The sequence below is a fragment of the Clostridium rhizosphaerae genome (genome assembly GCF_016765585.1).
Lineage (GTDB): Bacteria > Bacillota > Clostridia > Clostridiales > Clostridiaceae > Clostridium_AT > Clostridium_AT rhizosphaerae.
On record NZ_JAESWC010000018.1, the window covers coordinates 284,822 to 299,111 of the forward strand.

Here is a 14,290-nt window from a genome sequence, read left to right on the forward strand (position 1 = left end):
GTCTCTCCCACCTTTATACACTTTAATTAATTTAGCTAAAGCTCATAAAACTTTGTTGCAACATTTTTACAAAATTCACTGTCATGCTCTACAAATAACATAGTTGGAGAATATTCAAGCAGCAACTCTTCTATCTGCATACGAGAGATAATGTCAATAAAATTAAGCGGCTCATCCCAAATATGCAAATGAGCTTTCTCACAAAGACTTTTTGCAATAAGCACCTTTTTCTTTTGACCGCCGCTAAAAGAGGACATATCTTTTTCAAATTGAATTCTTGAAAAATCAAGCTTTCTTAAAGTAGCTTTAAAAATGCTTTCATCTATATTGTTATCAAAAGCATAGTCAGTTAAGTTTCCCTTAAGATGCGATGTATCCTGTGATACATAGGATATTCTAAGTTCACTCACTTTTCTAAAGGTGCCTGTATAATTTATGTCCTCACCACAAATAAGCTTGATAATGCTCGACTTTCCTGTACCATTTTTACCTTTTAGTGCAATTCGATCACCTTGTTCAATATTAAAGCCAACATCCTTGCAAACCATTGTTTTCCCGTAAAAGATTGAAACATTTTTAAGTTCCACTAGTTCATTTTTATGATAAGCAAGTTGAGAAATCTTCAAGCCATCGGAGCTTTCAATATTTTTGAGAAGCTTAGACTTTTCTTCAATAGCTGCCTGCTGTCTGTTTTCGATTGACTTGGAACGTTTCATCATTTTAGCAGCCTTATGCCCAACATAACCTTTATCCAGCTTGGAACCAGAGTTTGTTGTTCCTTTTTTGGATTTTTCCACTTCATCTGACCAATTACTTGTTCGTCTTGCTGACTTTGATAAACGACTAATATCCTTTTTAAGCTTTTCATTTTCTGCTATTTCAAAGCTATCTTGTCTTTCTTTATTTTCCCACCAAGTGGAAAAATTACCTTTTTGTATTTCTATATCTGCCTTGTTTATTGAAAGAATATGGTCAATACAATTGTCTAAAAAAGATCTATCATGTGAAATCAAAATAAATCCTTTCTTTTTCCTAAGGTAATTGCTGAGTTTTTCTCTAGCTTCAGCATCTAAATGATTTGTAGGCTCGTCAATAAGCAGGAATGAATTCTCCTTTAAAAACATTGCCGCTATCAATACTTTGTTCTGTTCTCCTTTTGATAATGTATAAAACTGCCTATATAGAACATCATCATCTATATCCAATAACGATAGTTCTTTTATTATTTCCCAATCCGCTGAATTGGGACTGATTTCTCTTATGATATCTATGGTGAAATTTTCTTGTTCCTGCACCTCATAAGGAAAATATTCAAAAGTTACATTAGCTGAAATAGTTCCTGTGTATTCATATCTTCCAAGTAAAATATTCAAAAATGTAGTTTTTCCTCTTCCGTTTCTTCCGGTGAAACCCAACTTCCAATCGGTATCAATTTGAAAGCTTACATTTTCAAAAATATTATCATAACTGCCTTCATAAGCGAAGGTCAAATTTGTTACATTTATTAAAGACATATTTTTGTCCTCCTTTGTAATTAAAAGTACAAGTAACAAAGTCGGAACGATAGGCGACTTTATTATCACTCCATATAAATTTCGCCTGAATTATCCGACTTTATATGGAGATTATCATGTGTTAGCAACGTATCTTTAATACTCATAATGTTATTAATCCTCCTTGCTCCTATTATTTATAAAAAATAAAAGCTGTAAGAAATTATTATTCTTACAGCTCATAAATATACATAGTTAAGCTAATCTTTACAGCATAACATAATGGTATATATTAAGAGAAAAAAGAACAACTTTCTTGCATAAGTACAACAAAAAAACAGAGCACACCTGCCTATCTTTCTATCATTCTGTACTTTAAAAATTAGCAAGAAAAGTTAATCATTTTTTCACCTCAACTTTCAATTTTTTTCATTATACCATCATAGATCGAAAAAGTCAAAAGTAATATAATTAAAGATTTGCAAAATTAACTCCAAGATTCCTTCTATAAATAACTGTCTATAGAAAACCTAGCATACACAATTCCCTTTTGATCTCTGAAGCATTTTCATGTTCCTAGCATTCATATGCCTAACTCTTGTATTAATTTCTTAAATGTATGGTAAGCCGGTTTCGGTAAATAATCGTTACGCATAATCCCATATTGATGAAAAAGATCCTCTTTTGTACTATCTGCATCACGTAGTCCGAAGAGTTCATAATGAGTTTAATAGATAAATGTACTGAAAATAATTGTTGTTAAGACTACATATATATAACCCTTTTTCAAATTACCCTCCAAAATAAATATAGTATTTTAGCCAATTTATATTAGTATAAAATAGCATTAAGCTCTAGTCTTATAAATGAAATTTTTAGCATTTAAAGGGGGATGGAGAGGACTTAGCCTCCCCACCAATTGAAATATGCAATTATGCTCTTTAGGGCTTTAACTATTCTCAACATCTTTACATTCCAATGATTCTATCTTGGCAAGAAACCTTCACTCTATTTATCATTTTTATTGATTAAGCATTATTTTCAAAACCTCAATATCTGTATCTTTCATTCCTTTACGTGCAAGTCTTCCAACTGCAGAAATAGTTTCTTCAACGTTTTCTTTTACAATACCCGAATCAACAGCAAAAGAAATATTTTTCATGGCAAGAAAATGTCCCATCATAGCAGCATCTAGACTTGATGCTATTTTGGCAGCACAGGATTCTTTCGCTCCATCACATACTATTCCTGAAACATTTACAATAGTGTTTGTTATTGTCTTCTCAATTTGCTCTAGAGTACCACCCTCTATATATGTTATTCCAGCGCCACTTCCACATGCAGCACTAACAGCCCCGCAATAAGCTGATAGTCTGCCAATTCCTGTTTTCTGATGAATTGTAATAAGATTAGATAATACTAATGCACGAAACATTCTTTCATCTGAAATTTTCTTTTCTTTAGCATATATAACAACTGGTAAGGATGTGGTCATACCTTGATTTCCACTGCCTGAATTCGTAACTACAGGCATGCTGCATCCGCTCATTCTTGCATCTGATCCAGCCGCAGCATATGCCCTAATCTTGGTCAAAACATTATCTCCATAATTATCCAAAAGCATTTTCCCTATATTTACTCCATATTGCTTAGCTAAACCTTCTTCTGCAATTTGTAAATTGTACTTAATCTGCATCTCTAATAGTTCTTTAACATCTTCAATCTTTACATTACAAGCAAACTCATAAATATCTTTTACATTCAAAATACTTCTGTCTGACAATGGTGCATTATAGTTATCTTTTTTAAACTTTTTTTCAAATATAATAGCATGGTTCTTTTCAATTCTTGATATATTAGTATGAGTATGAATTATTTCTACAAGAGCGTATTCTTCTTTGAACATAGCATTTACAATGATATGAAGATTTGCATCATCAGGTATCATTTCAATACTGCATAGTTCTGTTTCTAATAATTTATTAGCTCTATCAACATCAGCTTGTGTTACTTTTGACAACACCTCAAGACCTTTAGATGAATCTCCAGCAATTATTCCCATAAGAGCACTAGCTTTAATTCCTTTTAGGCTGCCCGTATTTGGAACTACAACTGACTTTGCATTCTTTATGATATTTCCGCTACATTTTACAATTAATTTATCAGGAAAATTACCTAAAACTTCACGAGCTTTAGCAGCAGCATATGCTATAGCTATAGGCTCAGTACAGCCAAGGGCTGGTACAAGTTCTTCTTGAAGGATTTTCATATATGCAGAGTATTTATCTTTACTAAAATTCATTAGAATTCCTCCTATCCAATTTGTATCTATAATTTAATCAATTGCTCCCATTGCCTCTTTATACTCATCTACCTTTGTAACAATGACCTCAATTGCATATTCTAAAGCTTTAGCCACCATTGTTACCGGCATACTTGGTGAATTACTTGCAAGGCCGACTACTTGTTCAGGTGAAAAAGGAACATGAATAAATCCACCTTTAATTTCTGGATATTTCTTATTAATCAAATAAAGTAAATCATACATTACATTGTTACATACAAATGTACCTGCAGTATAGGAGATATTCGCAGGTATTCCGTGTTTCCTAATGTTATTTACCATTGCCTTAACCGGAAGCGTTGTAAAATACGCATTCTCTCCATCTGCTTTTAATTGCTGATCATTTGGCTGATTTCCTTCATTATCTTTTATTATTGCTTCAGCTAGGTTAATAGCAACCTTCTCTACAGAAATTACAGATCTTCCTCCTGCTTGTCCGACACAAAGAACAACATCTGGCTTGTACTGTTTTATAGCATTTTCAACAGCCTCACTACCTTTAAAGTATACCGTAGGAATTTCGATTGCAACCAATTCTGCTCCAGCAATAGTATTTGGCAAAAGCTTTACTGCTTCAAATGACGGATTAACTTTTTCTCCTCCAAACGGATCAAAGCCAGTAACCAATATTTTCAAAGTATTCTCACCTTCCTAGAATATAGTTTTTCAGGTAATACAATGAGCTTTTTATATTAACGATAAGTTTCTTCCAATCGTTATATTCTATAATTAAGAAATATTTATTTAAAACCTTTCTCTCTTTATATTAGATATCTAACATTACATTAATAAAATATATATTAATATATTTTATTAATGTCTATATATGTTACAGCACTTAAAGCTGCAATCAAGCCTTCTCCAGCTGCCTTCATATATTGATAGGGCTTCCCTACACAATCACCAGCTGCAAAACAACCTTTAATATTAGTTTTCATACTTCTATCCACTTTTATATGTCCTTCCTCCATTAAAAGTCCTGGCACAAGTTGAGCAGGAGATATGCTGTCTTTAAGTACAAATACTCCATCTGTATAAATTTCCTTTGATTTTAATTTAAGTTTTCCGACTTTATTATCTCCTAATATTTCAAGTGGTTTGTCCTTTATAACCACTATATCTTTTCTTAAGTTATAATTTTCCTCATACATTGGTATATAGTACAATTTGCTTGCCAGTTCGCTTACATAATTTGCTTCTTCCTCAGCTTCCTTGTTATAGCCAATTACAGTAACTGTTTTATCTCTATACAAGGGAGCATCACATGTTGCACAGTATCCTACACCTCTTCCGAGAAACTCATCTTCTCCCTTTATAGGCTTTGTGTATTCTATTCCAGTTGCAATTATAATAGATCTGGCTTCATAGCATTTTTCATTTACCATAAGAGAAAAATAATCTCCCATAGAATAGATTTCATTTATTCTTTCGTTAATAATATTTATATTTAATTTTTCTATATGTTTTTGAAAATTATTTTTCAACTGTTCCCCAGTAATATCATAAAAGCCTAAATAATTATTTATCTTTGAGGCCTTTACTAATTTATTACTTAAATCCTTATAACCAAACAATATTATGTTTTTGTTTCTTATTCTAGCATTAATCGCTGCAGATAAACCTGCTGGCCCACTTCCTATAATCGCTATATCATATCTATTTTCCATTTTTGTCTCCTTATCTTAACAGCTTATTACATTAAAGAACTAGGCTTTAAGTTTGCAGGAACTCACAGCCTAGTCTTACAATTTAAATAATAAATGTATATATACTATACCATTATCCCTATCTTACATAACTTTATTATTTTAAATCCTTAAATATTTTTACAATTTTATCTTTGTCAGGATGCTTGCCATAGTCCATAATTACTAGGTTATTATTTATTATAGCATCCACTTCCACAGGACCACTCTGTAAATCTAACTTCATCTTCTCAGATTCCTTTGCCATTTTTATATTGTTTACTGCTACTGGCTGTTTGCTTTTTAAGTCCATAGTATATACTCCAATATCTGTACCATTTATCTTATATGCGAATCCATCTTTTTCTCCTATACAACCAGCCATAGCTTCTCCTTTTTCAACTTTAAGGCCCTCTTTTTTTAAAGCATCTACAAATGTATCAAAAGTAAAATTTTTAGCTTCAGATGAATCACCTGTCTTAGTAGTATCTGTTGCCTTAGTGGCATCTGTCTTCTTAGTATCTGTACTAGTTTTATTTGTACATCCCACCATAGAAATAATTAATACAGAAATAATAATCCCACTTAATATTTTTTTCATAAAAAACCCTCCAAATATTTTTATCAAATATAATAATTTAAGGTCTCCTGCACGGCCTTATCTTTTTCTTACGAAAAGAGATATTTAACAGTGTCAAATACATTCTTTTCAGATTCTATTTTTTCTTCATTTCCCATTGTACATATGTTTCTTTGTTTTAAAACAGCCTCCATAAGAGAAGACAGTGATATCAGCTCCTCTTTTGTAGTTCCAAGCACTTCGTCTCTTTCCTTTTGGATATCTTTTTCAATAATTCCCGACATATAACAGCTAAAAGAATGAGCACCCTTTAAATAAGGGGTCATGGGCATATCGAGCTCCTTAACTGCGCCTATTATATAACGTACAATATCTTTTTCATCAATATCTAGATTCCTTAAAAATTCAGGTATATGCTCATATACTTCATATGTCTTAGAGAGATTTGAATCTCTGTAGGAAACAATATAAGCATTTCCACTTTCCATAAAGTTGATAAAACAGCCATATGCACCGCCTTTTTCTCTAATGTTCAGCCACAAATAATCGTAGCTTAAAAGAACCTTTAGAACCTTTAGAGCGCCAGTATATAAAAATTCATTTTTATAATTTCCAGACTGAGCTACATATTGTACAGAGGATGCCATTTTAAATCCTTCATTAAGCCTTGCAGGTACAAATTTAAAAGTCTCTTCCTGTATTTCATCAGTGTAAAGTTTTGTTTTAAAGCTAATTACCTGCTCTTCCAAGTCCTTACAACCTTCTGCTTCAGAGGTATAGCTTATAGTCATATTCTCTTGTCTAAATATATATTTCATGAGCTCTTTCAGATTTTTAGCAATAATCTCCTTTTTATCTTCAAAGTTCTTTTCAATATCTTCTATAAAGTGATAGAAGTAAATTCCGCTTACCCTCTCCTCATAATAAGAACTAGCAGAATTATATGAAAGGCTTCTCAGTACAGCTGCCATATGACTGGAGTTTTGAAGCCAAGATTGAAACTGAGACTTTATATCAGAAATAATCTCATAAAGCCTTTTGCTATTGTCCATTTTGGAAGTACCAATTATCTCCGATATTATTTCAAAGGCAAAACCAAGCTTTTCATACAAAACTTTAGCATTTATTTCAAATGCAGCTTTAAAGCCATCCTTCTCTTTGGAATTGGAATAAAACTTAAGATATGCACTGATTCCACCAGTATTCATATTTATAATATTTGAAAGCTGTAAATAGTTATGTTTTTCAGTATCAACAGCACCCAAAACCTGTCTTAGTATTCCCATATAAGGGATAAGCACTGAAGGAATATTTTTAATATCAAAGGACAATTTTAGATATCCTATTCCATTTGTAAAAATATTATGATGTACTATAGTCGTTCCTTCTAATTTACGAATGTTTTGGTGCAGAGGCTGTGCCTTAGGGTTTATATCCTCTACAGAAAGCATAGGTATGGCTTCAATGTCTTCTTTTTTTGAAGATAAATTCTGATATTCTTTTAGCTTCTTGGTGTTATCTATAAGCTGTTCTATTTCTTTTTCTGAAAGGCTTTTTTTGTATAAATCAAGCTTTTCTTTCAGTTCTTTTTCTTTTTTTGCCATAAGTCCCTTTTGCGGAATAATCTGAACAAGGGAACTGTGAGGATTGTTTAGGATATACTTTTCAATCAAGCTCTCAAAATAACCTTCATTAACTCTCTTCTTAAGATTTATAAATACTTTATTGAATTTGAGATTCTCAAAAGGATGTTTGTCATCATACAACCAGCTATTATATACTTGATAGGCATATACAAGTCCTTTAGGCGTTCTTCCGAAATCTGCCTCTTTATATTGGAATTCAAACATATTTATAGCAGCATTAAGAGTGTCTTTATCAATCCCATTTTTCACAATTTTCTTAAGAGTCTCTCTTATTGTACTTAAAAAGCATACCTTACTTTCTTGGTTACTGTTTTTAGCTATAATGCTAAATATAGGCTGTTGTATGGAAGAACCATAATCTCCCTCAACCGACTTAGCGATTCCTTTATCCAATATAGCTTGTTTAAGTTCCGCACCGTTAGCACCTAAAATAGAGTAATTCAATATATCAAAAGCGATGGCAAGTTCATTATCCTTTGCCTCTCCTATTACTACATTGTAGGATAGATACGTATTATCTTTTTCTAACTCATCATCTCCAATAGGATAATAACTAATATCTTCAGCCATAGCATTAAAAGGAGCCTGCTTAGGTATTTCTGAGTCTATGCTTGCCTTTTCATATTTGCTCAAGTAGTTATCATCAAGCCATTTGAGTCTTTCTTCAATATCCATATCTCCATATAGATAAATATAGCTATTTGAAGGGTGGTAATATCTACTATGAAAATCTAAAAGCTCTTCATAGCTTAAATCGGTAATAAAGTCCGGGTCTCCACCTGAAACATGAGCATACGGTGTATTTGGAAGTAAAGACTTCAACTTTTCTCGATAAAGTGCTGAATCTGGAGATGAAAAAACACCTTTCATCTCATTGTATACTACTCCGTTATACATTAAATCAGCATCGCAGGAATTTAACTCATAGTTCCATCCCTCTTGAAGAAATATTTCTTTGCTTTCATAAATATTTGTTCTAAACACAGCATCTGTATATACACTCATCAAGTTTATAAAATCACTGTCATTGCAGCTTGCAATAGGATAAATTGTCTTATCCGGAAATGTCATTGCATTTAAAAAGGTATTCATAGAGCCTTTATTCAGTTCAACAAAATTACTTTTAGCAGGATATTTCTTAGAGCCGCACAGCACCGAGTGCTCCAAAATATGTGGAATACCCTTGCTGTTTTCTGGTGGAGTTCTAAATCCTATTGAAAATACTTTATTTTCATCATCACAGGAAATAACAACTATTCTGGCTCCTGTTTTTATATGTTCAATTAAATAGGCTTCCGCCTTCAACTCTTCAATTGTCTGTTTCTCATGTATTTTATAAGCTTCTAACTTATGTAATTCTTTCATAAAACACCTCTTTTTGAACTATTAATAATAATCAGCAATAATCTGTATTTAAAACGACAATCTATTATATAAATCAACTAATAATAGATTGTCCAAATATCACAAACCAAACCTATAAATACAGCCTATTTCCTTCTTTTATTAATATAAAAATTCTCCTATTTTGCTCTTTACTTCTTTCTCCGACAAAACCCCTGTATGCCTTTCAAGCATTTCTCCATTATTCATAAAAAACACTGTAGGTACACCAAATATTTTATTTTTCTTTGCTAATTCAGGATATTTTGTAGTATTCACCTTCACAATACTTACAAAAGGAAGATCATATTCTATTTCAACTAAAATCTCTGCAAACGCCTTGCAAGGCACACAAGTTTCGGAAAAAAAATCTACAATAACAAAACCTTCTTTGATAAGCTCTTCATAATTTTCAGCAGTTGCTAATTGAGTTGCCATAATTATACCTCCTGATATCTTTCCCTATAGTATTCTCTTATTATATTTCTGTAATGACCTGTAAAATTACCTGTTTCATAATACTCAAAAGGCATTGCCCTATAAGCATCTTCTAGTTTCAAATGATACATTTTACTAAAGTCCTCTGTGTCTTTATCATACTTCTCCTGTGATACTTTATAACCATCCTTTTCTGCATTTTTAAGTCCAAGAAGAAGCACAGGAAGTTGTTCTTTTGATAAACCATTTACCATCTTTAAGAACTCATCATAGCTTCTGACAGGTATCTTTCCATTAAAATCCTCAGCTGTCATTTTTTCAAGGGTCAAGCCTTCAAGCTCACAAAACACTCTTGCCTTATTAATTTCAAGTTCACTTAAATATTGTATGTCCTCTTCATTAATATCAAACTTACTCTTAGCAACAACCTGTTTTATAACATTTTCTATTAGAGGATAAGATTTTTCATCAATGGCTTTATTTTTTTCATCTTTATAACGTTGTTCAAGATATTCCATTAAAGATTTCACGTTAGTTACATTATCTATTCCCTCTTTCTGAGCCATCTCATCCGTAAGCTCAGGCATCACACTTCTTTTCGCATTTATTACATCAATACTGACACTTTCATTATCTGTATCAATAGTTTTGCTTTCACCCTTTTTCATTCCTATAAGCGCCATCTCTATTTCCCTTTTAAAAAGTCCTAGACCTGCACTTATACTTACATTTTCCTTGTTAAATTTAGGATTTATACTTTTTAAAGAACATACTACAATATCTCCTTTTTTTACTTCCTCCACCTCATGAATCACTTTGTTCTTTTTCCTTATACGAAGGATTTCCTTTTCAATAAACTCTTTGTCAATTTCGTAAGTAAAATCCTCTCCTGATACATCTGCTTCTCTAAAATCAAATTCTTTTATTAGTCTTGACTTTAAGTCTTTCATATAAATATCTCCTTATATATTAATTTTTGCCTTTATTACAATGTGCTAAAGAACAAGATGGTAATTTGAAATTCCATGCAGCTATTTTTCTCAATATAAAATAACTGCACAGATTTTCATTTATTTTATTTGTTGAAGGGCTATAAATTTTTGGAAGCTTGGACTTACTGCAAGAGCCTCCTCGTAGCTTCCTTCGGCTTCAACGGATCCATCTTTTACAACTACAATATGATCAGCATCCTTCACTAAAGCCATATCATGACTTATCATTATGGTAGTTCGTCCCTCCATAAGGTTTCTTAAGGCCTTGATTACATCTTGGCGGCATATTATGTCAAGACTGCTTGTAGTTTCATCCAATAACAAGTAATCTGGATCTTTCATTATTACTCTTGCAATGGCAATTCTTTGCTTCTCTCCCCCTGACATTTTACAATTAACTTGGCTGACATAGGTATCAAAACCGTCCTCAAGCTCCATTATAAAATCATAAGCGTTGGCAAGCTTTGCTGCCCTTATTATTTCTTTCTCAGAGTAGTCATGGTTTGTCCCATATGCTATATTATCCCTTATAGTTCCTGATATAAGATGACTGTTTTGTGATACATAGCCTATAGCAGCTCTCCATTCATCAAGCTTTATGTTGAAAATATTATCATTACCAAAGCTTACTTCTCCTTGCTGAGGATTATAAAATCTTTCAATAAGCTTGAATATGGTAGTCTTACCGCTTCCATTTGAGCCTAACACCACAGTCTTCTTACTCTTTGGTATAGTAAAATCAATGCCATGAAGAATAGCATTTTCGTTATCATAGGAAAATACAACTTCTTTAAAATTTATATCCTCATCGGGCCTATTCATAGAGATTTTTCCATCTGTAACTTCATTTTGAATCTCCATAAGAGCAGCTATTTTAGCCGTAGCGCCATGTGAACCCTTAATATTTTGCCACTGTGTAACTATTTCAAAAAAGGAAGGCATAAGTATTCCTGAGTAAGAATAGAAGTCTACTAGGCCACTTATGTCCATCTGTCCTCTTCTTACATAAAGGGCTCCTCCCGCAAAAACAATTATCATAATGGCATATTGAGCTATATAGCCAATAGGAACCTGCAGTGAACCAAGCACAGCACTTACTAAATCTGCCTTGTATTTTTCCTGACTAGCCTTAATTCCAGTTTCATACTCTTCATTTTCCATACTCGTTGATTTAATATAGTAAACATTGGATAATCTCTCTCCAAAATAACTTGTTATTAATGATATAGCATTTTGAACGATTAAATTAATCTTATAGGAGAATTTTCCTATTATAGCAATGACGATTAAGGCTACAGGAGCTACAAACAAAATCAATTTTGCTAAATCAGAATATATTTCATTCATCTTTGTATATGCAATAATGAGTCCATAACATGATGCAAAGAATGATATAACACTTGCAGGAGCTGATACGGCCTTTTCTGCATCAGAGGTTATACGGGAAACAAAACTCTGTGGATCTTCCTTATCATATTCAGCCACTGGCATTCTCAAAAGTTTTGCCCATACTTTTTTTCTAATATTTCTATTGGTAATCATGCTGCAAAAGCCCCAAACAAGATTGTACGTCAAGCTAACCAAGGCAGCTGCTACAGTCCAAAATAGGAAGCCCTTAAGGAAACCTGCCTTTGCTATAGCACCTTTATTTATAGCAGCTGTGTAGGGCACAATCATGAGGTTAACCTTTGTTATTCCGAAACCCATAATCGCTGTGGCTATAAAAAGATGCCATGGCATATTTACTTTTGTATAGAACTTCAAAAAAGCTTTCCATGAAGTTTTAGCCCTTTTAGTATTCTTATTTGCATTTTCTGTTTTTCTCATGCTGATATTTCGCCTCCCATCATGCTCCTATAAAAGCTATTGGTTGCAAGCAATTCCATATGTGTACCAGAAGAAATACTTCCATCCAAGTTAAATACTATAATGTGATCCGCATCAAGGATAGCCTGCTCATCATGAGCAACCACTATGGCTGTACGATTTATTTTAAGATTGTTTATGCCTTTCATAACCTCAGCTGTTGCCTCAGCATCAAGGTTTGATGTAGGTTCATCAAGTATAAGAATAGATGGCTTTGATAATAAAGCCCTTGCAATGGTGATCCTCTGCCTCTGACCTCCAGAAAGTCTTGAACCAAACTGTCCAACCTGAGTATCATAACCCTCAGGCTGCTTCATTATAAATTCATGCGCATTGGCAACCTCTGCAGCTTGTTTCAATTCTTCATCTGTTACCTCTCTTTTAACACCATAAAGTATATTTTCCTTAATAGTACCTGACATCATAGGGATATCCTGAGTAACATAAGAAACCTGGCTTCGCCAGTTCTTCAAATTAAATTCTTGAATATCAACTTCACCTTTTGTAATTCTGCCTTTAGAGGGTGCATAAAACCTCTCAATAAGCTTAAGTGCAGTAGTTTTTCCTACACCGCTTGGACCTACTATTGCCGTAGTCTTATTATAAGGTATTCTAAAGGATACATTCTCCAATATAGAATTATCTTCATAAGCAAATGTCACATTTTCAAATACAATATCCCCTGTTTCAACTATCTCTTCCTTATATGGCAGAAAGCCCTCTTCAGGCTCTTCAAGCACCTTAGCTACTCTGAATAAAGACCCTTGAGTGGCCTTAATTTGCTCCCATACTCCCTGCTTTGCGTTTACATCGTTAAGAATTCTTGTTGCAAACTGATAAAAAGCATACCAAGTTGCAGCATTAAGTATTCCTTTATTAATAAATTGTATACCAACAAGTATTAAAGTTACTTGCTTTCCGATTTCCACTATAGTGCCAATAGGATTTTTAGCAAGGTTTAAGTATAATTGCAATTTATTTGCCTTGTATAGCCCTTCTATAGCATCATTTCCTCTTTGACTCTCATAGTTCTCTTTGTTAAATGATTTTATAACAGGAACAGACATAATAAGTTCGCTTAAAAAACGCGTTAAATTGGATATTTCATCACGGACTCTAATCTGTATCTTTAAGGTAATACGCCCAAGAACTATAGCTAGTATAACCACCACTGGTATAAGTCCAAGCAAAATATATACAAGTGCTTTATTATATAAAGATATCTGCTTAAGGGTAATATACATTGTGTACAGTCCGACAAATTCCGATATTACTACTTTCATAATAAAGGTTCTGAGATTTTCAGTATCTGATGTTATACGGCTTATCATACTGTTAGCTGGAATCTTATCAAAAAAACTCATGGGAAGCTGTAATGTCTTTTTCCATAAAACGTTTCTAAAATTACGGTCTATTTTGGCATTAACTACCTGTTCTACAAAACCGGTTATTTGTCCAAGAGTACTGGTGAGAATACTATACAAAATAATCATAGTCACCAGTTGAGCACTTACATTACCTGCAAAAAGCTCTCCTGTTTTACTTGGAACAAGTAAGTATATCTTTGAGGAAACCATACTGATTGTACAAAATACAACAATTCCAAGTACCGGAAGATTTGCTTTTAAGCAAAGATTCAAGAATGTTTTCCAGATCCCTCTATTCACATTTTTTTTAGGAATTTTTTTTGTTGTTTTATTAATACCTATTTCAGTTTCCAAATTTTCACCCTCCTTGATTTGTATCAAAACCAAAATGCTATTTCCCTAACATTAATCATGAAATATTGTCTTTTTCATGGCTTGTTCAACTTTCGCCTAACTTTACTAATTATTAAATTAATATTCTAATTTATAACTTTGG

Annotated in this window: 10 protein-coding genes; all 10 read right to left on the reverse strand. The window is 32.8% G+C overall.

The genetic code is table 11. The features are described from left to right. Positions 1 to 35: 35 nt before the first annotated feature. Complete coding sequence (locus JK636_RS20205) at positions 36 to 1,514, reverse strand: Lsa family ABC-F type ribosomal protection protein (protein WP_202750790.1); 1,479 nt, start codon at positions 1,512 to 1,514, stop codon at positions 36 to 38. 1,000 nt (positions 1,515 to 2,514) lie between these two features. After that, positions 2,515 to 3,795: an L-cysteine desulfidase family protein gene (locus tag JK636_RS20210; RefSeq protein WP_202750791.1), complete on the reverse strand. Its 1,281-nt coding sequence runs from the start codon at positions 3,793 to 3,795 to the stop codon at positions 2,515 to 2,517. A gap of 33 nt (positions 3,796 to 3,828) precedes the next feature. Beyond that, a complete protein-coding gene (pcp, locus tag JK636_RS20215) occupies positions 3,829 to 4,473 on the reverse strand; it encodes a pyroglutamyl-peptidase I (protein WP_202750792.1) in 645 nt (214 codons plus the stop codon). A gap of 164 nt (positions 4,474 to 4,637) precedes the next feature. Then, complete coding sequence (locus JK636_RS20220) at positions 4,638 to 5,504, reverse strand: NAD(P)/FAD-dependent oxidoreductase (protein WP_202750793.1); 867 nt, start codon at positions 5,502 to 5,504, stop codon at positions 4,638 to 4,640. Between the two features lie 136 nt (positions 5,505 to 5,640). Continuing rightward, entirely contained in the window at positions 5,641 to 6,123 is a 483-nt protein-coding gene (locus tag JK636_RS20225; protein ID WP_202750794.1) for a hypothetical protein, read from the reverse strand. Between the two features lie 68 nt (positions 6,124 to 6,191). Beyond that, positions 6,192 to 9,113, reverse strand: a complete 2,922-nt coding sequence (locus JK636_RS20230) for an insulinase family protein (RefSeq protein ID WP_202750795.1) — start codon at positions 9,111 to 9,113, stop codon at positions 6,192 to 6,194. 141 nt (positions 9,114 to 9,254) lie between these two features. Beyond that, complete coding sequence (locus JK636_RS20235; RefSeq protein ID WP_202750796.1) at positions 9,255 to 9,569, reverse strand: thioredoxin family protein; 315 nt, start codon at positions 9,567 to 9,569, stop codon at positions 9,255 to 9,257. Between the two features lie 2 nt (positions 9,570 to 9,571). Then, the gene (locus tag JK636_RS20240) at positions 9,572 to 10,519 is read right to left on the reverse strand and encodes a trigger factor (protein ID WP_202750797.1); all 948 of its coding nucleotides are present in this window, start codon (positions 10,517 to 10,519) and stop codon (positions 9,572 to 9,574) included. A 120-nt stretch (positions 10,520 to 10,639) separates the two neighbouring features. Further along, entirely contained in the window at positions 10,640 to 12,388 is a 1,749-nt protein-coding gene (locus tag JK636_RS20245; protein WP_202750798.1) for an ABC transporter ATP-binding protein, read from the reverse strand. Next, positions 12,385 to 14,148: an ABC transporter ATP-binding protein gene (locus JK636_RS20250; RefSeq protein ID WP_202750799.1), complete on the reverse strand. Its 1,764-nt coding sequence runs from the start codon at positions 14,146 to 14,148 to the stop codon at positions 12,385 to 12,387. The genes JK636_RS20245 and JK636_RS20250 overlap by 4 nt, the downstream gene beginning before the upstream one ends. Positions 14,149 to 14,290: the final 142 nt, after the last annotated feature.

Coding starts and splice junctions, on each gene's coding strand:
- JK636_RS20225 (WP_202750794.1), bottom strand. CDS start 6,123: ATGAAAAAAATATTAAGTGGGATTATTATTTCTGTATTAATTATTTCT.
- JK636_RS20230 (WP_202750795.1), bottom strand. CDS start 9,113: ATGAAAGAATTACATAAGTTAGAAGCTTATAAAATACATGAGAAACAG.
- JK636_RS20240 (WP_202750797.1), bottom strand. CDS start 10,519: ATGAAAGACTTAAAGTCAAGACTAATAAAAGAATTTGATTTTAGAGAA.
- JK636_RS20220 (WP_202750793.1), bottom strand. CDS start 5,504: ATGGAAAATAGATATGATATAGCGATTATAGGAAGTGGGCCAGCAGGT.
- JK636_RS20210 (WP_202750791.1), bottom strand. CDS start 3,795: ATGAATTTTAGTAAAGATAAATACTCTGCATATATGAAAATCCTTCAA.
- JK636_RS20235 (WP_202750796.1), bottom strand. CDS start 9,569: ATGGCAACTCAATTAGCAACTGCTGAAAATTATGAAGAGCTTATCAAA.
- JK636_RS20245 (WP_202750798.1), bottom strand. CDS start 12,388: ATGAGAAAAACAGAAAATGCAAATAAGAATACTAAAAGGGCTAAAACT.
- JK636_RS20205 (WP_202750790.1), bottom strand. CDS start 1,514: ATGTCTTTAATAAATGTAACAAATTTGACCTTCGCTTATGAAGGCAGT.